Source organism: Rhizobium sp. S163 (assembly GCF_030380805.1).
Classification (GTDB): Bacteria; Pseudomonadota; Alphaproteobacteria; order Rhizobiales; family Rhizobiaceae; genus Rhizobium.
Genome location: NZ_JAUDSA010000003.1, coordinates 354,969 through 376,698 on the forward strand (window position 1 = coordinate 354,969; position 21,730 = coordinate 376,698).

Annotated in this window: 24 protein-coding genes, 1 pseudogene and 2 riboswitches; of the genes and pseudogenes, 10 read left to right on the plus strand and 15 right to left on the minus strand. The window is 62.5% G+C overall.

Features of this window, described 5'->3' with window-relative positions:
• Positions 1-6: 6 nt before the first annotated feature.
• The 4 genes from QTL96_RS01880 to QTL96_RS01895 form a co-directional block, all read right to left on the minus strand.
• Positions 7-660 carry an HAD-IA family hydrolase gene (locus QTL96_RS01880; RefSeq protein WP_289726478.1) on the minus strand — a complete coding sequence of 218 codons (654 nt, stop codon included), beginning with the start codon at positions 658-660 and terminating at the stop codon, positions 7-9.
• Positions 657-1,649 (minus strand): RluA family pseudouridine synthase, encoded by a 993-nt coding sequence (locus tag QTL96_RS01885; protein WP_018902332.1) that lies wholly within the window; start codon positions 1,647-1,649, stop codon positions 657-659. Before QTL96_RS01885 ends, QTL96_RS01880 begins: the two co-directional genes overlap by 4 nt.
• A gap of 112 nt (positions 1,650-1,761) precedes the next feature.
• A complete protein-coding gene (gene crcB, locus QTL96_RS01890; RefSeq protein ID WP_209190559.1) occupies positions 1,762-2,139 on the minus strand; it encodes a fluoride efflux transporter CrcB in 378 nt (125 codons plus the stop codon).
• A 66-nt stretch (positions 2,140-2,205) separates the two neighbouring features.
• On the minus strand, positions 2,206-2,364 hold the full coding sequence (locus tag QTL96_RS01895; protein ID WP_289726479.1) for a hypothetical protein: 159 nt from the start codon (positions 2,362-2,364) through the stop codon (positions 2,206-2,208).
• Between the two features lie 202 nt (positions 2,365-2,566).
• Between QTL96_RS01895 and QTL96_RS01900 the strand changes: the two genes are divergently transcribed.
• The 6 genes from QTL96_RS01900 to QTL96_RS01925 all read left to right on the plus strand — a co-directional run bounded on the left by QTL96_RS01900 (position 2,567) and on the right by QTL96_RS01925 (position 9,238).
• The gene (locus tag QTL96_RS01900) at positions 2,567-2,836 is read left to right on the plus strand and encodes a hypothetical protein (RefSeq protein ID WP_113200784.1); all 270 of its coding nucleotides are present in this window, start codon (positions 2,567-2,569) and stop codon (positions 2,834-2,836) included.
• Between the two features lie 113 nt (positions 2,837-2,949).
• Positions 2,950-3,037: riboswitch (glycine riboswitch) on the plus strand.
• 3 nt (positions 3,038-3,040) lie between these two features.
• Positions 3,041-3,121, plus strand: a riboswitch (glycine riboswitch).
• 71 nt (positions 3,122-3,192) lie between these two features.
• Complete coding sequence (gene gcvT / locus QTL96_RS01905; RefSeq protein ID WP_289726480.1) at positions 3,193-4,329, plus strand: glycine cleavage system aminomethyltransferase GcvT; 1,137 nt, start codon at positions 3,193-3,195, stop codon at positions 4,327-4,329.
• Between the two features lie 346 nt (positions 4,330-4,675).
• Positions 4,676-5,038 carry a glycine cleavage system protein GcvH gene (gcvH, locus tag QTL96_RS01910; protein ID WP_112945865.1) on the plus strand — a complete coding sequence of 121 codons (363 nt, stop codon included), beginning with the start codon at positions 4,676-4,678 and terminating at the stop codon, positions 5,036-5,038.
• Positions 5,038-7,902 carry an aminomethyl-transferring glycine dehydrogenase gene (gene gcvP, locus QTL96_RS01915; RefSeq protein ID WP_289726481.1) on the plus strand — a complete coding sequence of 955 codons (2,865 nt, stop codon included), beginning with the start codon at positions 5,038-5,040 and terminating at the stop codon, positions 7,900-7,902. Before gcvH ends, gcvP begins: the two co-directional genes overlap by 1 nt.
• Positions 7,903-8,280: 378 nt before the next feature.
• Positions 8,281-8,928 (plus strand): esterase, encoded by a 648-nt coding sequence (locus QTL96_RS01920; RefSeq protein ID WP_289726482.1) that lies wholly within the window; start codon positions 8,281-8,283, stop codon positions 8,926-8,928.
• Between the two features lie 40 nt (positions 8,929-8,968).
• Positions 8,969-9,238, plus strand: coding sequence for a DUF982 domain-containing protein (locus QTL96_RS01925; protein ID WP_289726483.1), 270 nt, complete (start codon positions 8,969-8,971; stop codon positions 9,236-9,238).
• A 48-nt stretch (positions 9,239-9,286) separates the two neighbouring features.
• Here the strand turns inward: QTL96_RS01925 and QTL96_RS01930 are convergent, their stop codons facing one another.
• Together QTL96_RS01930 and QTL96_RS01935 are read right to left on the minus strand one after the other, a co-directional pair.
• Complete coding sequence (locus QTL96_RS01930) at positions 9,287-9,997, minus strand: alpha/beta hydrolase (protein WP_289726484.1); 711 nt, start codon at positions 9,995-9,997, stop codon at positions 9,287-9,289.
• 103 nt (positions 9,998-10,100) lie between these two features.
• Positions 10,101-10,577: a cupin domain-containing protein gene (locus QTL96_RS01935; RefSeq protein ID WP_289726485.1), complete on the minus strand. Its 477-nt coding sequence runs from the start codon at positions 10,575-10,577 to the stop codon at positions 10,101-10,103.
• Between the two features lie 219 nt (positions 10,578-10,796).
• On the opposite strand from QTL96_RS01935, the gene QTL96_RS01940 reads away from it, so the two are divergent.
• Positions 10,797-10,985, plus strand: coding sequence for a hypothetical protein (locus tag QTL96_RS01940; protein WP_289726486.1), 189 nt, complete (start codon positions 10,797-10,799; stop codon positions 10,983-10,985).
• A gap of 74 nt (positions 10,986-11,059) precedes the next feature.
• Entirely contained in the window at positions 11,060-12,913 is a 1,854-nt protein-coding gene (locus QTL96_RS01945) for an ABC transporter ATP-binding protein (protein ID WP_289726487.1), read from the plus strand.
• Positions 12,914-12,940: 27 nt separating this feature from the next.
• Here the strand turns inward: QTL96_RS01945 and QTL96_RS01950 are convergent, their stop codons facing one another.
• From QTL96_RS01950 to sufA, 5 genes and pseudogenes are all read right to left on the minus strand, one after another.
• Positions 12,941-13,423 carry a GNAT family N-acetyltransferase gene (locus QTL96_RS01950; protein ID WP_289726488.1) on the minus strand — a complete coding sequence of 161 codons (483 nt, stop codon included), beginning with the start codon at positions 13,421-13,423 and terminating at the stop codon, positions 12,941-12,943.
• A 17-nt stretch (positions 13,424-13,440) separates the two neighbouring features.
• Positions 13,441-14,141, minus strand: a pseudogene (locus tag QTL96_RS01955) (VIT1/CCC1 transporter family protein).
• A 134-nt stretch (positions 14,142-14,275) separates the two neighbouring features.
• Positions 14,276-16,630, minus strand: a complete 2,355-nt coding sequence (locus QTL96_RS01960) for a methyl-accepting chemotaxis protein (RefSeq protein ID WP_289726489.1) — start codon at positions 16,628-16,630, stop codon at positions 14,276-14,278.
• 904 nt (positions 16,631-17,534) lie between these two features.
• Complete coding sequence (locus QTL96_RS01965; protein WP_113200012.1) at positions 17,535-18,155, minus strand: LysE family transporter; 621 nt, start codon at positions 18,153-18,155, stop codon at positions 17,535-17,537.
• 160 nt (positions 18,156-18,315) lie between these two features.
• Positions 18,316-18,708, minus strand: coding sequence for a Fe-S cluster assembly scaffold SufA (gene sufA / locus QTL96_RS01970; protein WP_113011327.1), 393 nt, complete (start codon positions 18,706-18,708; stop codon positions 18,316-18,318).
• Positions 18,709-18,860: 152 nt separating this feature from the next.
• Here sufA and QTL96_RS01975 point away from each other — a divergent pair, with 152 nt between their 5' ends.
• Positions 18,861-19,163, plus strand: a complete 303-nt coding sequence (locus QTL96_RS01975; protein ID WP_289726490.1) for a type II toxin-antitoxin system RelE/ParE family toxin — start codon at positions 18,861-18,863, stop codon at positions 19,161-19,163.
• Positions 19,160-19,462 (plus strand): addiction module antidote protein, encoded by a 303-nt coding sequence (locus tag QTL96_RS01980; RefSeq protein WP_289726491.1) that lies wholly within the window; start codon positions 19,160-19,162, stop codon positions 19,460-19,462. The genes QTL96_RS01975 and QTL96_RS01980 overlap by 4 nt, the downstream gene beginning before the upstream one ends.
• Positions 19,463-19,481: 19 nt before the next feature.
• Here QTL96_RS01980 and QTL96_RS01985 read toward each other — a convergent pair whose 3' ends face one another.
• The 4 genes from QTL96_RS01985 to QTL96_RS02000 are packed head-to-tail and all read right to left on the minus strand — an operon-like array spanning position 19,482 to position 21,726.
• Complete coding sequence (locus QTL96_RS01985; protein ID WP_289726492.1) at positions 19,482-19,769, minus strand: type II toxin-antitoxin system RelE/ParE family toxin; 288 nt, start codon at positions 19,767-19,769, stop codon at positions 19,482-19,484.
• A complete protein-coding gene (locus QTL96_RS01990; RefSeq protein ID WP_289726493.1) occupies positions 19,769-20,044 on the minus strand; it encodes a type II toxin-antitoxin system ParD family antitoxin in 276 nt (91 codons plus the stop codon). The genes QTL96_RS01985 and QTL96_RS01990 overlap by 1 nt, the downstream gene beginning before the upstream one ends.
• 47 nt (positions 20,045-20,091) lie before the next feature.
• Complete coding sequence (locus QTL96_RS01995; protein WP_018902236.1) at positions 20,092-20,472, minus strand: SUF system Fe-S cluster assembly protein; 381 nt, start codon at positions 20,470-20,472, stop codon at positions 20,092-20,094.
• A gap of 12 nt (positions 20,473-20,484) precedes the next feature.
• Complete coding sequence (locus tag QTL96_RS02000) at positions 20,485-21,726, minus strand: cysteine desulfurase (protein ID WP_289726494.1); 1,242 nt, start codon at positions 21,724-21,726, stop codon at positions 20,485-20,487.
• Positions 21,727-21,730: the final 4 nt, after the last annotated feature.

The window sequence follows — 21,730 nt, forward strand, 5'->3', positions numbered from 1 at the left end:
CTCACCTCAGGAAAAATGCTTCAGAATGTCGGCCGGATGGTAGGCGATCGTATCGGCGCCGGCTGCGATTAGATCGTCGACGCTGGCATAACCCCAGGACACGCCGATCGCCGTGGCGCCCGCTGCCTTTGCCATCTGCATATCGTAGATCGCGTCGCCGATGACAATGGTATCGGCGGGATTCATCCCCGTTTCGCTGCAGCATTCCGTGACCATGGCCGGATGCGGTTTCGATGGGCAATCGTCGGCGGTGCGCGACACGATGAAATCGCGAGAGAACCCATGCGTCTCGAGAATATGCACCAGCCCACGGCGCGACTTGCCGGTCACGGCACCGATCAGTACCTCGTCCTTCTCGGCCAGCGTGCGGATCAACTCGCTGATGCCATCGAACAGCGGCACGTCGACACCGGCTTCGGCGCGCACACCGGCGTAGATCGCCTTGTAATGCGCGGTCATCGCCACCGCCTCGTCGTCCACATGCGGCTTGCCCTGCATGCGCGCGATGGCGATATCGAGCGTCAGGCCGATGATCGCCTTCGTCTGCGAGAGTTCGGGCCGGTCGTGGCCGAAATGCACGAAGGTGCGCGCCATCACCTCATGGATCAGCGCGGCGCTATCGACCAGCGTGCCGTCGCAATCGAACAATGCCAGTTTCATTCGAAATCTTCCCGGTCGGCTTCGGCCAAATCGAGGCCGAGCAGGTTCCAGGTCTGGACCATATGCGGCGGCAGCGGCGCGGTCACGCGCAGGCGACCGCCATTCGGATGCGGAATGTCGATCTTGCGCGCATGCAGGTGCAGCCGCTTCTGGATGCCGCCGGGGAAATCCCAGTTGTGGTCGTCGTCGAAATACTTGGGGTCACCGATAATAGGATGACCGATATGAAGCGCGTGGACACGCAGCTGGTGCGTGCGGCCGGTATAGGGCTCCATCTCCAGCCATGCCAGGTTCTGCGCCGCCGTCTCACGCACTTTGTAATAGGAGATCGCGTGATCGGCGCCCTCCTCGCCGTGCTTGCAGACCCGCATACGGTCGCCGTCAGGCGTCTGTTCCTTCACCAGCCAGGTCGAGATCTTGTCCTCGTGCTTGCGCGGCACGCCCTTGACCAGCGACCAGTAGGTCTTCTTGGTGTCGCGCTCGCGAAACGCCGCCGTCAGCTTCTGCGCGGCACCGCGCGTGCGGGCGATGACGAGCACACCCGACGTGTCCCGGTCGAGACGGTGCACGAGGCGAGGCTTCTCGCCCTTCGGGCTCGTCCAGGCCTCCAGCATCTTGTCGATGTTGCGCGTGACACCGGAACCACCCTGCACCGCAAGGCCGGCCGGCTTGTTGAGCACGATCACCTTGTCGTCCTCATGCAGCACCATGCGCTGCAACAGCTCGTAGTCGCCGCCGTGCTTCAGATCGTGGCTGGCGATCGGCCCAGCCTTCTTGGCGTCGACATCGAGCGGCGGCACGCGCACCACCTGCCCCGGCTGCACACGCGCATCGGTCTTCACGCGACCGCCATCGACACGCACCTGGCCGGAGCGCATCAGCTTCTGCAGCGGACCGAATCCGAGACCGGGATAGTGGATCTTGAACCAACGATCGAGGCGCATGCCCGCCTCGTCGGCTTCGACGGTAATATGTTCAATGCCAGCCATGTCTGTACTTTCGGAAAGAGTTGCCGGCACCAGGCGCGGCCTTTGCCGCTGGCTTTAGAGCATTTTACGCAAAAACGGAAACCTGAATCTCAGAGGACGTCAGATCCCCCTCTCAGATCAACGCCCGCATGATCGCAAGCCCCGCGAAAACCGCCGCCATCGACAGCCCGACGCTCGCCACCATATAGACCGCCGCCGACGCCATCGCCCCACGCTCGATCAGCGAGATGGCATCCAGCGAAAAGGCGGAGAACGTCGTAAAGCCGCCGAGGAAGCCGGTGATTAGCAGCAGTCGCAATTCGTTCGACGCATTGAAGCGCCGCGCGATCAGCTCCGCGAAAACGCCGATGACGAAACAACCGACAACATTGACAACAAGCGTCCCCCACGGAAAATTCGGGCCCATCAGCCGCAACGACCATTGGCCGACAAAATAGCGAAGCACGGAACCGATGGCGCCGCCGACGGCGACGAGAAGAGCCTGGATCATGCCGTCTCTGTAGCGCAGGCAAGATGCGTTGCCAATTGACCGCTATCGATACAGCTCACCGCCACCTCAATAGCTGCACGGCCGGTCATTGTTGAAGCCATAAGCGCAGGCCGAATTTAGCGGCATGCGGGCATCGCGGCTTTGCTCCGTCGAGGTGCAGGCCGTCGCTATGAAGGCGGTGACGACAAGCGCTCCGGCCAGAGCAAGAGAGTGAAAACGGCGCATCTGAACTCCTCCTTTGAAGGACCGGCACTATTCTGTTGTTGACTAATGCAAGAAGTAACGAGGCAATGAGACAGATATAGAGGCGCACTACATTTGCACTATAGCTTAAAAACTCAAATCCAGCACAAGAACCATCACAAAAGGTAATATTTTAGCGATATTCTTAGCGGCACAGGAAGGTCCGTCGTCCTAAATCTGTCACATGACAGTTCTGGTTGGTTCCATTTCGGCAAGTACGGCGGCCGCGGCGTTTGAAGCGCTGCGCATTCCCCCGCGCGTCTCCGCCAGCACCGCCGCCAAGGATGCCCGCAAGGTCGCCGACATCAAGCGCCGGACCGATTCCGGCCAGGATACGGATGAATCGGCCGCCGTCATCAATTCCACCGAAGTCGCGCTCGACCTGATGACCATGGGCCAGCGCCAGCCGCAGGCCGCGCTCCAGCAGGCTCTCAAGCTCTACGAAGAAGACTGAGACCACCCGTCCCGATCGACCCAAAATTCGACCGGCGGAGAAACCCGCGACAAAAAATTGCTCGCCGGCGACATTCCCCCTTGCCAAGCACGGCCATCGCCAGATAATTGCGCTCAACCTTGTTGGGAGAAGCTGGCTCGTCGCAGCCGGTGCCGAAGGAGCAACCGCCCCGGAAACTCTCAGGCAAAAGGACCAGCAAGGGGCAGACGGAACTCTGGAGAGACGCGTTTTCGAAACGCGCGCCGAAGGGATAACAATCTCAGGCAAACAGACAGAGGGGGCTCGAAACAAGGCGCAACCGCGCCCGAATATTTGAGCCCGCGCATGGAACCCACGCGCAAACACCGGAGGCGTCCTTGGACGATACTGCTGCCCTGAAGAAAACCCCGCTGCATGACCTGCATCTGTCGCTCGGCGCCCGCATGGTGCCCTTCGCGGGCTATGACATGCCGGTGCAATATCCGGCCGGCGTCATGAAGGAACATCTGCAGACCCGCGCAGCCGCCGGTCTCTTCGATGTGTCCCACATGGGCCAGGTCGTCATCAAGGCGAAGTCGGGCAAGTATGAGGACGCAGCACTCGCGCTCGAAAGCCTCGTTCCCGTCGATATCCTCGGGCTGGCCGAAGGACGCCAGCGCTACGGTTTCTTCACCGACGAAAACGGCGGCATCCTCGACGACTTGATGATCACCCATCTCGACGACCACCTCTTCGTCGTCGTCAACGCCGCCTGCAAGGATGCCGACGTCGCGCACCTCAAGAAGCATCTCTCCGACACCTGCGACATCACCGTGCTCGACCGCGCGCTGATCGCGCTGCAGGGTCCGCGCGCCGTCGAGGCTCTGGCCGAACTCTGGGCCGATGTCGCCGCCATGAAGTTCATGGACGTGCGCCACTGCCGCCTGCACGACGTCTCCTGTCTCGTCTCGCGCTCCGGCTACAGCGGCGAGGACGGCTACGAGATCTCGATCCCCTCGGACATGGCCGTCGATGTCACCAAGCGGTTGCTTGAGCATCCCGACGTCGAGCCGATCGGCCTCGGCGCCCGCGACAGCCTGCGCCTGGAAGCCGGCCTCTGCCTCTACGGCAACGACATCGACACCACCACGACCCCCGTCGAGGCAGCCCTCGTCTGGGCCATCCAGAAGGCCCGCAAATCGGGCGGCGCCCGCGCCGGCGGCTTCCCAGGCTCGACGCGCATCCTCTCCGAACTCGACAACGGCGCCACACGCCGCCGCGTCGGCCTGAAGCCCGACGGCAAGGCGCCGGTGCGCGGCCACGCCAAGCTTTATGCCGACCAGGACGGCAAGGCCGAGATCGGCGAAGTGACGTCGGGTGGCTTCGGCCCGAGCGCCGAAGGCCCTGTCGCCATGGGCTACGTGCCGGTCGCCTCTGCCGACGTCGGAACGGTCGTCTACGCCGAGGTTCGCGGCAAGTATCTGCCGGTAACAGTCGCCGCACTTCCCTTCGTCACGCCGACCTACAAGCGATAAGACCATGAGCGCGGCGGCGATCCATATCGTTGCACTGCCTGTTCGGGCGCACTGTTCGCAGGCCGCCATCGCTGGCGATGTGCGAGGATTACCCCCCTCTGCCCTGCCGGGCATCTCCCCCACAAGGGGGGAGATCGACCAGCGGTGGGCGTCTCGCCAGACGGTGAGCGTGGAGCGAGTGGGCGCGCCCAGCCAATCTCCCCACCTGTGGGGGAGATGGCCGGCAGGCCAGAGGGGGGCGCCACACGGCACCACTTCAGCCAGCAACCACCACACGCCGTCACGCCAATCAAAAACAAACTACCCATTTCCACCAAACACCCCATTTCCCAGAGAGGACCATCCTATGCTGAAATTCACCGAAGAACACGAATGGCTGCAGATCGAAGCCGGTGTCGCCACCGTCGGCATCACCACCTACGCCGTCGAGCAGCTCGGCGATCTGGTGTTCGTGGAACTGCCTGAAGTCGGCGCCACCTTCGGCAAGAACGACAACGCGGCCACCGTCGAATCCGTCAAGGCCGCCTCGGATGTCTACTGCCCGCTCGCCGGCGAGATCACCGAAGTGAACCCGGCCATCGTCGCCGATCCGTCGCTGGTCAATTCCGACCCTCAAGGGTCTGGCTGGTTCTTCAAGCTGAAGCTCGCCAATGCGGCCGATGCCGACGGCCTGCTCGACGAAGCGGCCTACAAGGAGCTCACCGCGTAATGACGACGCCGACGGAATTCCAGTTTACCGACTACCAGCCCTACGACTTCGCCAATCGTCGTCACATCGGCCCCTCGCCGGCCGAAATGACCGATATGTTGAAGGTCATCGGCTATAACAGTCTCGACGGGCTGATCGACGCGACCGTGCCGCCCTCCATCCGCCAGAAGGCGCCGCTCCTCTGGGGCGCGCCGATGACGGAGCGCGAGGCGCTCGACAAGCTGCGCGAAACCGCCAACAAGAACAAGGTCCTGACCTCGCTGATCGGCCAGGGCTATTACGGCACGATCACGCCGCCGGTCATCCAGCGCAACATTCTGGAAAACCCGGCCTGGTACACGGCCTATACGCCATACCAGCCGGAAATCTCCCAGGGCCGCCTCGAGGCACTCCTGAACTATCAGACGATGATCTGCGACCTGACCGGCCTCGACGTCGCCAACGCCTCGCTGCTCGACGAAGCAACGGCTGCCGCCGAAGGCATGGCGATGGCCGAGCGCGTCTCCAAGTCGAAGGCCAAGGCCTTCTTCGTCGACGCCGCCTGCCATCCGCAGACGATCGAGCTGATCAAGACCCGCGCCGAGCCGCTCGGCTGGAGCGTCGTCATCGGCAACCCGTTCACCGATCTCGATCCTGTCGACGTCTTCGGCGCGATCTTCCAGTATCCGGGCACGCACGGCCATGTGCATGATTTCACCGGTCTGATCTCGCGCCTGCACCAGACCGGCGCAATCGCCATCGTCGCCGCCGACATCCTGGCGCTGACGCTTCTGAAGTCGCCTGGCGAAATGGGCGCCGACATCGCCATCGGCTCGTCGCAGCGCTTCGGCGTTCCCGTCGGCTACGGCGGCCCGCACGCCGCCTACATGTCGGTCAAGGACGCCCACAAGCGCTCCATGCCCGGCCGCCTCGTCGGCGTCTCCGTCGATGCGCGCGGCAACCGTGCCTACCGCCTGTCGCTGCAGACCCGCGAACAGCACATCCGCCGCGAAAAGGCGACGTCGAACATCTGCACCGCGCAGGTTCTGCTCGCCGTCATGGCCTCGATGTACGCCGTCTTCCATGGCCCCAAGGGCATCAAGGCGATCGCCCAGCAGGTCCACCAGAAGGCCGTTCTGATGGCCAAGGGCCTGGAAAAGCTCGGCTACACCATCGAGCCTGAAACCTTCTTCGACACGATCACTGTCGATGTCGGCCACATGCAGGGCGTCATCCTGCGCGCGGCGGTCGCTGAAGGTGTCAACCTGCGCAAGGTCGGCGCCACCAAGATCGGCATGAGCCTCGACGAGCGCACCCGCCCGGCGACGCTGGAAGCCGTCTGGCGCGCCTTCGGCGGCAACTTCGCGGTCGCCGATTTCGAGCCCAGCTATCGCCTGCCCAAGGGCCTCGCGCGCACCAGCGAGTACCTGACGCATCCGATCTTCCACATGAACCGCGCCGAAAGCGAGATGACGCGTTACATCCGTCGTCTCTCGGACCGCGATCTGGCGCTCGACCGCTCGATGATCCCGCTCGGCTCCTGCACGATGAAACTCAACGCCACGGCGGAAATGCTGCCGATCACCTGGCCGGAGTTTTCGGATATCCATCCCTTCGTGCCGGCCGATCAGGCCCTCGGTTATCGCGAGATGATCGACGACCTGACCGAAAAGCTCTGCGCCGTCACCGGCTACGACGCCTTCTCCATGCAGCCGAACTCCGGCGCGCAGGGCGAATATGCGGGCCTGCTCACGATCCGCAACTACCACATCGCCAACGGCAACGACCACCGCGACGTCTGCCTGATCCCGACCTCGGCGCACGGCACCAACCCGGCATCCGCCCAGATGGTCGGCATGAAGGTCGTGGTCGTCAAGGTTCGCGAAAACGGCGACATCGACCTCGACGACTTCCGCGCCAAGGCCGAGCAGTATTCGGAGAACCTCTCCTGCTGCATGATCACCTACCCCTCGACGCATGGCGTGTTCGAGGAAACGGTGAAGGAGATCTGCGATCTCGTGCACAAGCACGGCGGCCAGGTCTATCTCGACGGCGCCAACATGAACGCCATGGTCGGCCTGTCCCGCCCTGGTGACATCGGCTCCGACGTCAGCCACCTCAACCTGCACAAGACCTTCTGCATCCCGCATGGCGGCGGCGGTCCCGGCATGGGCCCGATCGGCGTCAAGTCGCACCTGGCGCCGCATCTCCCCGGCCATCCGGAAACCGACGGTCGTTCGGGTGCAGTCTCTGCGGCAGCCTTCGGCTCGGCATCCATCCTGCCGATCTCCTGGAGCTACTGCCTGATGATGGGCGGCGAAGGCCTGACGCAGGCGACCAAGGTGGCGATCCTCAACGCCAACTACATCGCTGCACGCCTCAAGGGCGCCTACGACGTGCTCTACAAGTCCGAGGCCGGCCGCGTGGCGCATGAGTGCATCATCGACACGCGTCCGCTGGTCGACAGCGCAGGCGTCACCGTCGACGACGTCGCCAAGCGCCTGATCGACTGCGGCTTCCACGCCCCGACCATGAGCTGGCCGGTTGCCGGCACGCTGATGATCGAGCCGACGGAATCGGAAACCAAGGCCGAACTCGACCGCTTCTGCGAGGCCATGCTGGCGATCCGCCAGGAAGCCCGCGACATCGAGGAAGGCCGCGCCGACAAGGCCAACAATCCGCTGAAGAACGCCCCGCACACGGTCGAAGACCTCGTCGGCGAATGGGACCGCCCCTATTCGCGCGAACAGGCCTGCTTCCCCCCCGGCGCCTTCCGCGTGGACAAATACTGGTCCCCGGTCAACCGCGTCGACAACGTCTTCGGCGACCGCAACCTGATCTGCACCTGCCCGCCGCTGGAAGCCTACGCCGAAGCGGCCGAGTAAGGATACGAGATCGAAACGCCCGGCTTTGTCCGGGCGTTTTGCTGTTTTGGGGGTGATCCGGTTCAGATGGTTGACGGATGAGGACTGCGATACATGCCATCGCCAACCTATTGATCTGGCGTCACAATCCTCTCTCAATCGTCATCCTCGGGCTTGTCCCGAGGATCTGCAGACGCCCACCAAACCCGCTACGGTTATGGACAAAGCCACCCGCTGGCACCCACGCCAATTCATCCGCACCGTTGCATTCCGGGCACCGTGCTTAGATCCTCAGGACAAGCCCGAGGAAGACGCCGAGGTGATGGACAGGCCGAGAATCGACCAGCAAACAGCGACCAACAGTCGACGATGGACAACCAACAGGAAGCCAACACCCCGATGCCCCACTTCCAAGGCTTCCACTACCGCGCGACGCCACTCACCGACACCCGCCCACCGCTTCTGCTCCTGCACGGCAGCAGCCGCGACGAAACCGAACTTCTGCCGCTAGCAGAGACCGCCGCCACCGGCTGGCCATACCTGTCGCTGCGCGGCCCGATCCCCTGGGAGAGCGGCTACGCCTTCTTCCACCGCAACCCCGACCGCACGCTCGACCAAAACGACCTCGCCCTCCAGACAGAGCGCCTGCACACCTTCATCCAAGCCGCCATTGAGACCGGCCTGATCGCTCGCCCACCGATCCTCCTCGGCTTCTCCAACGGCGCAATCATCGCCGCCTCCCTGATGATCCACGATCCCGACATCACGGCCGCCGCCATCCTCATCCGCCCGCTCTCACCCGATCCCGACGCGATCCTCCCGCCGATGCCAGCCAAGCCCATCCTCATCCTCTCCGGCGACCGCGACGACCGCCGCGCGCCCGAGGACGCTATCCGCGTCACCGAACAGTTCCAGGCGGCCGGCGCCGACGTCACCAGCCATTCATCACCCACCGGCCACCATCTCCACGACGACGAACCCGCCATCATCGGCCAATGGCTGACATCCCGCTTCTTTCCGCTTGCCCACACCCGCCCGCCGCTTTAAGCAGGCCGCCACGCGGCAACAGACAACAGGCGACCAGTCAATGGCAAAATCCGACGGCGATCTCACCCAGCAGCCCTGGCCTAAGCCCGTCATGCTGGCACTCGAAGAACCCGGCCAGTATGTGACGATCGACACAACCCAGGCTGCTTCCTGGGCGATGATCGAGGACTGGCCGACGGAAGACGGACCCGCGCTCGACAAGGCGCTTCTCGTCTGCGCCGACGTCATCAAGGGCAAGCGCAGCAACGAGGACGCCCGCAAGGCCTTCATCGCCGCCGCCATCGAAGCCGGCATCGACATCAAGCCGTAGAGGGCTCGGCACTCGCCAGCGCCAATTTCTCGTCAGCGCAGTCTCTCGTCAGCAAATAAATCCGTCGATGATCCGGCAGATTTCATCTGGCATTTCCAGCTGCATCATGTGGCCGCTCTCCACCTGTGTCGTTTCCCATGCCGGATCGCTCTTGATCCGCGCATAGGTCGCGGCGAAGGCCGCCGACTGATCGATTCCTGCCGCGACATAGAGTTTGCGCGCGATCGAACGGTGCGCGCCGGTGAGCCTTATCTTCTGGACCATGGTCGCAAGGGGCTGGGCGGATCGCATCGTCGTATAGTGTTTCAGATCATCCGGAATGCGGCTGTATGACCGAACAGGCGGCGGCACGGCGTAGCCGCCATTCTCCCCGGCAGCAGTCAGCGTCGACAGCACGATATCAGGCCCCGAGAGGTCGAAGACGGACTGGCCATCCTCTGGAACGAAGGCGTCGAGATAGACGAGGCTGCGGATGCGAGCGGCGTATCGATCGGCGACATCCGTGATCACCATGCCGCCCGAGGAGTGGCCGACCAGATCGAAACCATCCAGCCCCTCGGCCTCGATCATCCCGCAGACATCGGCGATATGCGTATCGAGATTGATCGCACCATTAAACAGATGCCTGCGCTCACCGATCCCCGTCAGGCTGGGGACGAAGACCTGATGACCGATCGCCCGAAGACGCTGTGCGACAGGCGTCCAGCTTGCGCTCGAACCCCAGGCGCCCTGCACGAGAACGATCTTGCGTGAGTTCATGGGTATTTTCTCAACCGCGGGAGGACAAACAGGGTAGGCATACCATTGGTGCGCCACATCCATTTATTCCCATGCAGCCGGTGCAAGTCAATCGCCCAGGCATCTAAGCCTGCGAAGGCACCGTAAGCGGCGGCCCGAGAAACTCCACATCCCACGTCTTGGCGAAAACGTTGAGCGCCGCCGTATCCGGCCGCCCGTCGCGCATGACATCGGCAAGCCCGAGGAAGAAGGCCCGCGCATCGAGCCCGGGCGCGATCAGGATATACTGCCGCGCCGGCCGATCGGTGACATTGATGAAGGCATGCGCCGCCCCGCCCGGCACGGTCACGACATCGCCCTCCTCGGCGTAAAACTGCACGCCATCCACCTCGAACAGATACCGCCCCTCCATCACCCGGAAGACTTCGGTCTCCTTGTGCCGATGGCGCGGCGGCCCGAAGCCCGGGGCGTTGACCGTGTCGATGAAACAGAACTCTCCATCCGTCGTGGACGGATCGACCCGCACGTCGAGCTCCAGCCCGATCGCCGGTATCTTGATGACCTCCTCGGTCGATTTGGAATGAGACGTCTGGATGGCCATGGCAGATTATCCTCGGGCGAATTGAGACATGTGGCGGAGCAGATTGCAGATAGAAGGCCTACCAAGCCGCCGCCAGCGCCGCCAGCCTCCACGGCAAAAACATGCACGTACCGCGCGCCAAGTGCCACGCCGCAAATGCTTGATACCCGCTGAGATTGCTCTAATCTTCCCTCTATCAGCATGTTCACGCCGCCGTTCATAACGCCGAGGGAGCACTGCATGTCGCCTGTTGTCAGCATGATCGCCCAGGAAACAGCGCTTTCCGCCCTGATATCCGCCGTCGCCGTCATCGGCGTACCGAAGTTCTTCGACCCCAACGCACCGGTCAATTATCCGCTGGCATTCGGCCTCTTCGCGCTGATGTCGCTCGCCTTTGCCGCCTACGAACTCCTCGTGCGTCGCCGCTAGTCACCAACTGAAGACATGTCAACCACCGGGACTGTTCGAGTGAGCCCGTCATCCCCCAACAGACCCGAGAGCCGATGTCGATTTCAGATGCGATCTACCGCCCCTTCGAGCGCCTGATCCGGCCGCTCGACATCCCCTACCAGCCACTGCCGTCGAAGGGACCGGTCGCCGTCCTCCTGCATTTCATCGCCATGTTCCGAGGCGTGCTCATCGCGCTGGCGCTCTCATCCATGGCCATCGAGGCGATGAACCTCACCATGGTCTGGGGCCTCTCCGTCATCGTCGACGGCGTCACGCAAAAGGGCGCGACACCCTTTCTCCATGAGGAATGGCCGTTCCTGACCTTCCTCGGCCTGTTGATCTTCCCGGCCATGCCGATCGCCTCTTTTCTCGTCAACACGCTGACCTCGCACACGCTCGGCGTGGGCATGCCCGCCGCCATCCAGTGGCAGGGGCATAAGGCAGTGGAGCGGCAGGACCTCGCCTTCTTCCACGATCTCTATGCCGGCCAGGTCGCCTCACGGCTGCAGCAGGTGTCGTCTGCCGTGCAGCAGCAGATCATCGCCGCCTTCCAGTCGATCCCGCGTTTCCTGCTGCAGATGGTCGGCTCGGTGGTGTTGCTGAGCGCTCTCTCCTGGCAGCTCGCGCTGCCCGCCGCCATCTGGATGGCGCTCAACGTCGCTCTGGCGGTGAAGATGGCGCCCGTCTTCACCGAGCGCTCGCGTAGCACCGCCAAGCAGCGCAGCCTCGTCGCCGGCGCCATCACCGATCTCTACACAAACATGCAGATGATCAAGCAGTTCGCCGCCGAAGACAGCGAGGCCGGCGCCATCCGCCGCGTCATCGGCAAGTCAGTCAGCACCCAGCACAGCGAACAGCGCATCTACCGCACCTCCGAGCTCATCGTCGTGGCGCTGAACATGCTGCTCTGGCTGGCGATGGTCTCGATCGGCTTCACCGGCCTCGTGCATCAGTTCCTGACCATCGGCGAGTTCGTCGGCGCCATCTATGTGCTTCATCGCCTTTCCGGCCACACCTTCACCTTCCTGCAGATGGGCCAGCAGATATTCCAGGCGATCGGCACGATCAAGGACGCCATGCCCGTTATGACGACCCCACCCACCATCACCGACCGCGAAGGTGCGGTCGATCTCGACATAACCCGAGGCGAGATCCGCTTCGACGACGTGAGTTTCGCCTACAAGACCGGCAAGTCAGTGATCGAAAACCTCCAGCTCACCGTCCACCCTGGCGAGAAAGTCGGCCTCGTCGGCCTTTCCGGCGCCGGCAAGACGACGCTGGTCAGCCTCCTCCTGCGCTTCTACGACATTGGCTCGGGCGCCATCCGCATCGACGGCCAGGACATCCGCGACATCACCCAGGCAAGCCTGCGCCGCAACATCGGCGTCATCGCGCAGGACGTGGCGATGCTGCACCGCTCGGTCGGCGACAACATCCGCTACGGCCGGCCGGATGCCGCACGCGCCGAGATCGAGGAGGCGGCGGAAACGGCGAGCGCCGAAGCCTTCATCGCCGATCTAAGGGATGCCGACGGCCGCAAAGGCTACGACGCCTATGTCGGCGACCGCGGCATCAAGCTCTCCGGCGGCCAGCGCCAGCGGGTGGCAATCGCCCGCGTCTTATTGAAGGACGCGCCGATCCTCGTCCTCGACGAAGCGACCTCGGCGCTCGACAGCCAATCCGAAGCCGCCATCCAGGAAAAGCTCGATCTCGTCATGCGCGGCAAGACCGTCATCGCCATCGCCCACCGCCTCTCCACCATCGCCATGATGGACCGTATCGTCGTGCTCGATCAGGGCCGCATCGTCGAACAAGGCAGCCCGACGGAACTGGCCGAGAGCGACGGCCTTTTCGCCCGCCTCTGGAAGCGCCAGACCGGCGGTTTTATCCCGGAGGAGATCGGCTAGACCGCTCTCCCGCTCACGCCGCAAGCGTCAATCGTGGTCGCGTTGGGCGACGTACTCAGGAAAGGCGGCGGCGCCGTGGCTCAGCGCCTTCGCCATCAGGATCCCGTCATCGAAGAAGCCGTTGCGCTCATAGAATCGCCTAGCGTTCAAATTAGTAAGAACCGCCGCGATCCGAAACAGCGCGCATCCCTCACGTTCGCCCTCCGCTTCGATCCAGGCCATCAGTCGCGCGCCGATCCCCATGCCGCGAACATCGGCATCGACCACGACGTGGTCGGCCTCGACATATTTGCCGCACCAAAGCTGCGTGCCGGTCCAGAAGCCTGAGACACCAACCATCCGACCGTCCAAATAGGCCGCGATGCATCGATAGTTGCCCTGCGCACACATTGCCGAAAGCCGAGCTCGAAACGACGCCTCATCCAGCGTACTGACCTGTCGAAACAACGGATAGATCGCCACGATCTCCTCAAGCCCGAAAAGCTCGCCTATCTCGATTTCCGAAGCCACAACACTTTCTCCCACTGTCAGCCGCCCAGCGCCACGGCAATGCGACCATCACAAGTCCAAGGCACGTCATGGTCACCCCCGCATAAAGCGGCCGCCCGCCGGAAAAGCGCGCCCAGGCATAGCCGGTAAAGAACAGAAGCCCGATCAACAGCAGATTGCTCACCCTCAGCGCGCGCTCGGCATTGTCGATCAGAAAGAACGGGATCACCGCCGGAATGGCCGTGGCCGCGACCAGAAAAAATACAGCCACCGCCGCACGCAGATCGCTACCCGTCAATGAAACCCTCGATGGCTCTGATTTCGCGGCAAGCGCCAGCAGCGACCGGTAAAGCGCCTCCGCGTCGGCATGATCAACGGCAAGCGCCGTCCCCTCCGTCGGAAACTCATTGCGAATGACAGCGAGTGCCGTTTTCTCATCGCGCGCGCTCCTGATCTGCCGAAACAGATGCAACCGCCTGCTCCTGAAAAACGTCGTCCCCAAAATGCGCAAGACCGCGTCGATAATGCCCCAGGCGACATTGCATCCGAGCGTGGAGATGACCAGCCCCCGAACATCCAGCCCCTCCTCGCGCATCACCAACCGCGACCCGACGGTCCAGGTCAGCGCCATGATCAGCCCAAAGAGCACTTCGGCAAGCGCGTCACCGGGATCGAGATCGTCGAAGATGGATGCGATCGTCTTCAGCGCCACGGCATTGTTCCAACCGGCAACCTTCACCCGTCGCCTTGCCGGCATGCGACGGCGCACTATGGTCGAAATGGTCGATCCCTTCATTGAGTGGGATCAAGGAAACGCAAAACGCCCGAACCAAAGGTCCGGGCGCCCGCTCATTCAACCTGAGAAGCTGTTTCTCAAAACTCTTCCCAATCCTTGTTGGCAACAGCCGCGTTGCCATGGCTGGCATAGACAGGTGCAGCCGCGCGCGGTGCCCGCGTCGGGGCAGGAGCAGCTGCCCGTGCCGGGGCGGCTGGTTCCTGCATGCGGCGGGCGACATCGCGCAGCTGCGCGGTGCGGCCGCCGAGCTGGAAGGCGCCGATCAGCGCGCTGAGGTTGGTGCTTTCCTGCGCCAGGCCAGCGCCCGCCGCATTCATCTCCTCGACCATCGCGGCGTTCTTCTGCGTTGCCTGGTCCATGTGGTTGACGGCGGTGTTGACCTCACCGAGGCCGACGGACTGCTCCTGTGCGGCCGTCGCGATCGCATCCATATGCGCGTTGACGTGCTGCACCAGCTGCTCGATCGCCGTCAGACCCTCGCCTGTTTCGTTGACCAGGCGCACGCCCTCGGAGACGGCGACGGCGGAGTTGCCGATCAGGCCCTTGATCTCCTTGGCCGCATTGGCCGAGCGTTGCGCCAGTTCGCGCACTTCCTGGGCAACCACGGCAAAACCCTTGCCGGCTTCACCGGCGCGTGCCGCCTCGACGCCGGCATTCAGCGCCAGAAGGTTGGTCTGGAAGGCGATCTCGTCGATCACGCCGATGATCTTGCTGATCTGCTGCGCGGAATCTTCGATCCGGCGCATGGCTTCGACGGCATTGCGCACGACCGAGCCGGAGTGTTCGGCGCGGCTGCGGGTCTCGCGCACCGCGTCACGCGCCTCGCCGGTCCGCTTGGAGGTGGCAACAACGTTCGAGGTGATCTCCTCGAGCGCGGCAGCCGTTTCCTCCAGCGAGGCCGCCTGCTGTTCGGTGCGCTTGGCGAGATCGTCGGACGCGCCGGAGATTTCGCTGCTGCCGTTGCGGACCATATCGACCGCGCTGCCCACGCCGACAAGCGCCTGGCGAAGCTGGATCACCGAGGTGTTGAAGTCGTGGCGAAGCGCTTCGAACTGCGGCGCGAACGCCGTGTTGAGCTCGCAGGTCATGTCGCCTGCAGCCAGCAGCTTGAGACCCGAGGCAAGCGCGCCGGTTGCCTGGGTGAGGCGGATTTCGGCTTCTTCCTCTGCGCGGCGCTGCACTTCGACGCGCTCGCGCTCCGACTGCTGGCGATTGATCTCGGCTTCGGCTTCCAGCTCATTGTTGCGGATAGCGGCAAGACGAAACACTTCGACCGAGCGAGCCATGTTGCCGATCTCGTCGCCGCGCTCGGCATAAGGCACCAGAATATTGGTGTGGCCGTCGGAAAGCACGCTCATCGCGGTCGTCAACCGTCCGATCGGACGGACGACACGGAAGACGACGATGACGAAGGCGGCGATCGTTACCGCAATCGTGGCGACCAGCATAAGGCTGTAGAAGACGAGCGTGTCGAATGCTGCCTGGCGCGTCGCCTCGGCCTTCGCGGCCAGCGCGTCCATCGCCAGCGAAGCGACGTCGCCGATCGTGCCGAGTGCTTTCGTTGCTTCCGTGCGCCACTGGTCGATGCCCATCGTCGAAGGACGATCGTGCGTCAGATCGGCAAGGATACCGGCGCGCTTGTCGGCGAACGGTCCGGAGAAGTATGTCGTGTCCGCGGTCGCGACCGCGCTCTTGATCGCCTCGGGAACGGAGGGGTGATTGGCGAGAATCTTGGTCGATGCCCACGCGAAAGCGATGCGCACGTCGCCGGCGACAAGCTCGGAGGCTTCCTTCGCGGTCAGCGCCCGGTTGCCCGAGATCGCGCCGTTGACCGCAACCGTGGCCGAACCGCCGGCAGCGCGCGCCGACCATGCGAAGTAGCGCAGCTGCACCAGATCCATCAGCGAATTGTCGAGCGTGCGGATTTCGGCTTCGGTGGCAGCCGACGTCGTCTCCAGCTTGGCGAGAAAATCGCTGCCGAAGGAAAGGACGCGTGGCGCAAGCGATGCATCGCGCTGGTCGACGGGCTTGGCCAGCTCGGCATCGACAGAAGAACGCAGAGAAACCAAAGAGGCGTAACCGGCATCAAGATCGGCGAGCACCGTTTTCAATGTGTCCGTGCTGAGGCCGGCCGAGATGTCCTTGACCTCGCTAAGCGCCGCATCGACGATCGCCCGCTGCTTGCGCACGCTATCCATGCTGCCTGCAGCGTCTGCCGCCGAAAGTGTAAGCGCGGTCGCACTATCGCCGCGCTCGCTGCGAAATGCCAGCAGCGCCTGGAACAACGCCTTGTCAAGCTGCGCATTGGCAGCAACCTGCCCGTTATTCGAATATGTGGCGTGCGAAGAAAGAAGCTTGCTGGTCACCAGAGCGGTCAGCCCGGCTGAAATCACAAGAACGACGGCAATCAAAACATTACGGATCGAAAACAATTCGGCCTCCAATGAGCGAAATATCGATCACGGATATCCGTTTTGCGCAGTTAACATTGAACTAATTTCTAATAACCGGATTCACCTGCAAGAAACCACAGAAAAGCTCTCTGCAACGAAGCTGAACAGGGAGGAAAACAAGCAATACTGCTCATCTCCATCTGTATTTCGATGCGATTAGTATGACAATATATTTCAATACTATCGGGAACGAATGGAATATCTCCCGCATCGCGTGCACCATTACCCTGGATCGGTATAGCCGGCCCTCCAGCGCTGCAAGAACGGGCATGATGATGATGAAAATCGGCATGCCCCTAATAAAATCAGTGACCTAACCGTCTTTTCATCCCCGCGCATTCCGCCTGCGCCACACTCACCCCCGTCCCGTCTTCGGATACACCGGTTGCGTTACCGGCGACGCGGGGCCGGCGCTTTCGGGAAGCCCCTGACGCAGGGTGAAACGAGGGGCGTCGCGGAATGGTCCCGCCAGTAGAGCTGGTGTGCGGGTGCATAGGTCGGTTCGCCGATACCACGCGCCTATGCACATAAGGGACGGCGACTGGCCGACCGTGGAGCCCGAAAGGGTTCTGCGGAACGGCGCCGGGGTGCCGCGGGCGACAGGTCCGCGGAGGCCCTCCCGGCGTCGATCAAGACGGCCCTTCGGGATGCCCGGGGAGCGAAAGCCTCAAGAACAAGAACAATCCCGCGAGCATATCTCTGAAAAGATGCCGACCACCCGGTAAAGGAACTAGGACACGACTGCAGACCGCCGAACGGGGCGCCGGAAGGTGTCAATAAAACTAAACTATTTACGAGGCAGCTTTTGGCGCCCCGTCCGATCAGATGCCGTATCAACCGGGGGTAATGCCCGCCGGGGGTAGAGGCATGCCGCGTAGCATGATCACCCAAGCAACGTATATGCCGCCGAACCGAGCGCCACGATACCGAACACAATCAGCAGCCAGCTCGTCGCCCGCATCACCTTGGACGTAAAATCCTCCGACAACCGATCACGCGCCAGACTGACGGCGCCGCTTAAGCAAAACCACCAAGCGAGCGAACCGGCAAAGACGCCACCAACAATCGCAACTGAACTGAAGCGCCTCGTCTCGTCGAGCAGGCCGAAACCGGCAAACAGCGTACCGAAAGAGAGGATCGTCGCCGGATTGGAAATGGTCAGCAGAAAGGTCGCGACGGTGGTGGCGAAGAGCCCGCCTGCTCTGATCTCGGCTGCCTCGACCGGATCATGCGTCAACCCGCGCCACCCGAGAAACAAGAGCAGCAATCCGCCGCCGATCGCCAATGGCAAGGTCGCCATCGACATGGTTTCTGCGAAGACGGCAATGCCAGTCACCGCCACGAGCGCATAGCTGGCGTCCCCGATCGCGGTGCCGAAGCCACAGGAGAAGCCCGCGAGAAAGCCGCGCTCCAGCGTGCGGTTGATGCACAGCATGCCGATCGGTCCAAGCGGCGCGGTGATGATGACACCCAGCACGGCGCCCTTGAGAAACAGCAGAAGCATATCGCGGTCTTAAACGCTCTGGCGCGCAACGCAACGAAAAAAGCCGCCGGAACCGGCGGCCTGTGACGAAATGCTCAAGACAAAATGCCCGTGACACAAAGCCGATATAAAATACCGGCAGAGATTGAATGGCGGCAATGAGCGACCGCCTTCGCCCTGTTTACCGCGCCGGCACCACGGCATCGCCGCGCGCGGCAAGAGCAGCCAGATCGGCGGGCTTCAGCTCGACCGATTCGCCACAGCCGCAAGCGGACGTCTGGTTCGGATTGGTGAAGGTAAAGCCGGAGCGCAGCGTTGTCTGCTCGAAGCCCATCTCGGTGCCGAGCAGATAGAGAACCGCCGAGGGCTCGATCCACACGCTGGCGCCATCGCGCTCGATCAGGTCGTCCTTGGCGTTGGGTTCGGTGACGAGGTCGATGGTGTATTCCATCCCCGCGCAGCCGCCCTTCTTGATCCCGACGCGAATCCCCTTCGCCTCCGGTCCCGAATTCTCAACGATCGCCTTCACCCGCGCCGCGGCGGTGTCGGTCATGCTCATGACTGCAAAGCCCATAGGCCCATTCTCCTTCCGCAACCGGGGTCAAGGTCCGGTGCTTGTTCTTGTCAATTTAAGCGGCGATGATCAATGCTTCAATATCGAATGCCGAGATCATTGTCTTCAAGTGCTTTTTCATCGACGGATGTACTCTACAGGATACATTTTTCATGCTAACAGTGATGCGAACGGCGATATTCGCCAAATGGCTGTCACGGCTGAAAGATCGCCGCGCCGTCGCACGGATCGCATCTCGCCTCCTACGGGTCGAAACCGGGCACCTCGGTGACATCAAGGCGATCGGTGAAGGCGTCAGCGAATTGCGTGTCGACTACGGTCCGGGCTATCGGATCTACGTCACGATGCATGGCTCGACGCTGATCGTACTGCTCTGCGGTGGCGAAAAGTCGACGCAAGCCCGCGATATCATCGAGGCGAAACGCCTCGCACGGGAATGGAAGGACGCACGATGACAATCGAAACCCAGCCCTTCGATGCGGCCGAGTTTCTCGACAGCGACGAAGCGATCGAGGAATTCGTCGTCGCCGCCTTCGAAACCCAGGATCCCGCCTTCATCGCGAGAAGCCTGGGCGTCGTCGCCAGGGCTCGCAACATGAGCGAACTCGCACGCGAGATCGGTATGAGCCGCGCGGCGCTCTACAAGGCGCTGAGCGGCCAGGGCAACCCAGAATTCGCCACCATCATGAAGGTGATGAAGGCGCTCGGCATCGGCCTTGCGCCCGTCATGCCCGACGGCAGATCGGCGGCCTGAGACTCAATGCCGGGCGATCTCACCGCACCTGCTTGGGCCAATCGCGGGCGGCATGGATGACGCGAAGTATCACCACATGCCGCGCTGCAATCTGGTAGAAAATCAGGTAATTCCCCTTGGGAAAGAGCCGCAGTTTCCGTTTCAAAGTCGTCCTTAAGACGCCCGTGCCCGGAAAATCCCCCAGCATCGCAAATGTCTCATAGAGATCCGCCTGCCACTTCAAGGCGGCGGCCGGATTATCCCCGCCGATATGGACCATGATATCGTAAATATCGTCTTCCGCCCTCGGATGAAGGCGATAGGCCATTACGCCTTTTCCCCGAATTCTTGAATAAACCGACTGCGCAAGCGCACAAAGGATTCGTCGCCATCAACAGGTTCGCCGCTTTCCAAGCCTTCATCAATCAAACGGTCGATTTCGTCAGGGGTGTAGCCGTAAATCAGTTGGCCAGACTGCCATTGGTCAAGCGCAGCAAGAAGCACATCGCCAGCCGAGCCGAATTGCCCCGACCTGACGGCAGCATTTACTGCGTCAGACATTTCAGGCGTGAGCTCCACGCTAACGATTTCACGGCTGCCCATTGGCAAAGCTCCTTTTCAACCAGCATCATGCTAGTCGAAACGGCCGATCAATACCAGCCGACCGCCACCTGCGCCTCTTCCGACATCCGATCCGGCGTCCACGGCGGGTCGAAGGTCATCGCCACCTCTACGCCCGAGACGCCCTCGACGGAACCGACGGCGTTTTCGACCCAGCCGGGCATCTCGCCGGCAACGGGGCAGCCGGGAGCTGTCAGCGTCATCATGATCTTGACCATGCGGTCGTCCTCGATGTCGATCTTGTAGATCAGCCCGAGTTCGAAGATGTCGGCGGGAATTTCGGGGTCGTAGACCGTCTTCAGCGCCATGATGACGTCGTCGCTGAGGCGCGCCAGTTCATCTTCGGGAATGCTGGAATGCACGATGCCTTCGCGCACGTCGATCTTCTGTTCGCTGTCGTCCAAGCTCATGTGGACCACTCCTTATGCAAAAAACTTGCGCGCATACTCAAGCGCGTCGGCCAAGGCATCCACCTCGGCGCGGGTATTATACATGCCGAAGGATGCACGGCATGTGGAGGTGACGCCGAAGCGTTTCAAGAGCGGCATCGCGCAATGCGTTCCCGCCCGAACAGCAACGCCGCGCCGGTCGATCACGGTCGAGACGTCATGGGCATGCAGCCCCTCGATCTCGAAGGAGAAGATTCCGCCCTTGCCCGGCGCATTGCCGATGACGCGCAGCGAATTGATGTCGCGGAGCCGCTCGGTGGCATAGGCCGCAAGATCAGCCTCGTGCCTGGCAATCGCCTCGCGGCCGACCTTGTCCATGTAGTCGAGCGCATAGCCAAGCCCGATCGCCTGCACGATCGGCGGCGTGCCGGCCTCGAAGCGGTGCGGCGGGTCGTTGTAGGTGACGGCATCCTCGGTGACCTCGAAGATCATCTCGCCGCCGCCCTGGAACGGCCGCATCGCCTTCAGGCGATCCTTCTTGCCGTAGAGCACGCCGATCCCCGAGGGACCGTAGAGCTTGTGGCCGGTCATCACGTACCAGTCGCAATCGATATCCTGGACATCGACAGGCATATGTACGGCGCCCTGAGAACCATCGACGAGCACAGGAATGCCGCGCTCATGCGCGATCCGGCAGATCTCCTTCACCGGAACGACTGTGCCGAGCGCATTCGACATATGCGTGATGGCGACGAGCTTGGTGCGCTCAGTGAGGCTCTTTGCGAACGCCTCGATGTGGAAGGCGCCCTCGTCGTCGACGGGAACCCAGACCAGCTTGGCGCCCTGCCGCTCGCGGATGAAGTGCCAGGGCACGATGTTGGAGTGGTGTTCCATGATCGAGATGACGATCTCGTCGCCCTCGCCGATATTGGGCATGCCCCAGCCATAGGCGACCGTGTTGATCGCCTCGGTCGAGGACTTGGTGAAGACGATGTCGTCCACCGAAGGCGCGTTCAGGAAGCGGCGCACCTTTTCGCGCGCGGCTTCATAGGCTTCAGTGGCGGCGTTGGACAGGAAGTGCAGGCCGCGGTGCACATTGGCGTATTCGTTGGAATAGGCATGGCTGATCGCATCGATCACCACCTGCGGCTTCTGGGCCGAGGCGCCGTTGTCGAGATAGACCAGCGGCTTGCCGTACACTTCCTTCGCAAGGATCGGAAAATCCTTGCGAATGGCTTCGACGTCATAGGCGGTTGCGGGCACTATCTTGTCCATCATC

What these genes read in the sequence shown, in the direction of transcription:
- crcB (WP_209190559.1), bottom strand. Translation starts at nt 2,139, where the DNA reads ATGATCCAGGCTCTTCTCGTCGCCGTCGGCGGCGCCATCGGTTCCGTG.
- QTL96_RS01920 (WP_289726482.1), top strand. Translation starts at nt 8,281, where the DNA reads ATGCCCCACTTCCAAGGCTTCCACTACCGCGCGACGCCACTCACCGAC.
- QTL96_RS02000 (WP_289726494.1), bottom strand. Translation starts at nt 21,726, where the DNA reads ATGGACAAGATAGTGCCCGCAACCGCCTATGACGTCGAAGCCATTCGC.
- sufA (WP_113011327.1), bottom strand. Translation starts at nt 18,708, where the DNA reads ATGGGCTTTGCAGTCATGAGCATGACCGACACCGCCGCGGCGCGGGTG.
- QTL96_RS01980 (WP_289726491.1), top strand. Translation starts at nt 19,160, where the DNA reads ATGACAATCGAAACCCAGCCCTTCGATGCGGCCGAGTTTCTCGACAGC.
- QTL96_RS01895 (WP_289726479.1), bottom strand. Translation starts at nt 2,364, where the DNA reads ATGCGCCGTTTTCACTCTCTTGCTCTGGCCGGAGCGCTTGTCGTCACC.
- QTL96_RS01945 (WP_289726487.1), top strand. Translation starts at nt 11,060, where the DNA reads ATGTCGATTTCAGATGCGATCTACCGCCCCTTCGAGCGCCTGATCCGG.
- gcvP (WP_289726481.1), top strand. Translation starts at nt 5,038, where the DNA reads ATGACGACGCCGACGGAATTCCAGTTTACCGACTACCAGCCCTACGAC.
- QTL96_RS01985 (WP_289726492.1), bottom strand. Translation starts at nt 19,769, where the DNA reads ATGGCCTATCGCCTTCATCCGAGGGCGGAAGACGATATTTACGATATC.
- QTL96_RS01965 (WP_113200012.1), bottom strand. Translation starts at nt 18,155, where the DNA reads ATGCTTCTGCTGTTTCTCAAGGGCGCCGTGCTGGGTGTCATCATCACC.
- QTL96_RS01935 (WP_289726485.1), bottom strand. Translation starts at nt 10,577, where the DNA reads ATGGCCATCCAGACGTCTCATTCCAAATCGACCGAGGAGGTCATCAAG.
- QTL96_RS01975 (WP_289726490.1), top strand. Translation starts at nt 18,861, where the DNA reads ATGCTAACAGTGATGCGAACGGCGATATTCGCCAAATGGCTGTCACGG.
- QTL96_RS01990 (WP_289726493.1), bottom strand. Translation starts at nt 20,044, where the DNA reads ATGGGCAGCCGTGAAATCGTTAGCGTGGAGCTCACGCCTGAAATGTCT.
- QTL96_RS01885 (WP_018902332.1), bottom strand. Translation starts at nt 1,649, where the DNA reads ATGGCTGGCATTGAACATATTACCGTCGAAGCCGACGAGGCGGGCATG.
- gcvH (WP_112945865.1), top strand. Translation starts at nt 4,676, where the DNA reads ATGCTGAAATTCACCGAAGAACACGAATGGCTGCAGATCGAAGCCGGT.
- QTL96_RS01900 (WP_113200784.1), top strand. Translation starts at nt 2,567, where the DNA reads ATGACAGTTCTGGTTGGTTCCATTTCGGCAAGTACGGCGGCCGCGGCG.
- QTL96_RS01940 (WP_289726486.1), top strand. Translation starts at nt 10,797, where the DNA reads ATGTCGCCTGTTGTCAGCATGATCGCCCAGGAAACAGCGCTTTCCGCC.
- QTL96_RS01995 (WP_018902236.1), bottom strand. Translation starts at nt 20,472, where the DNA reads ATGAGCTTGGACGACAGCGAACAGAAGATCGACGTGCGCGAAGGCATC.
- QTL96_RS01930 (WP_289726484.1), bottom strand. Translation starts at nt 9,997, where the DNA reads ATGAACTCACGCAAGATCGTTCTCGTGCAGGGCGCCTGGGGTTCGAGC.
- QTL96_RS01880 (WP_289726478.1), bottom strand. Translation starts at nt 660, where the DNA reads ATGAAACTGGCATTGTTCGATTGCGACGGCACGCTGGTCGATAGCGCC.
- QTL96_RS01925 (WP_289726483.1), top strand. Translation starts at nt 8,969, where the DNA reads ATGGCAAAATCCGACGGCGATCTCACCCAGCAGCCCTGGCCTAAGCCC.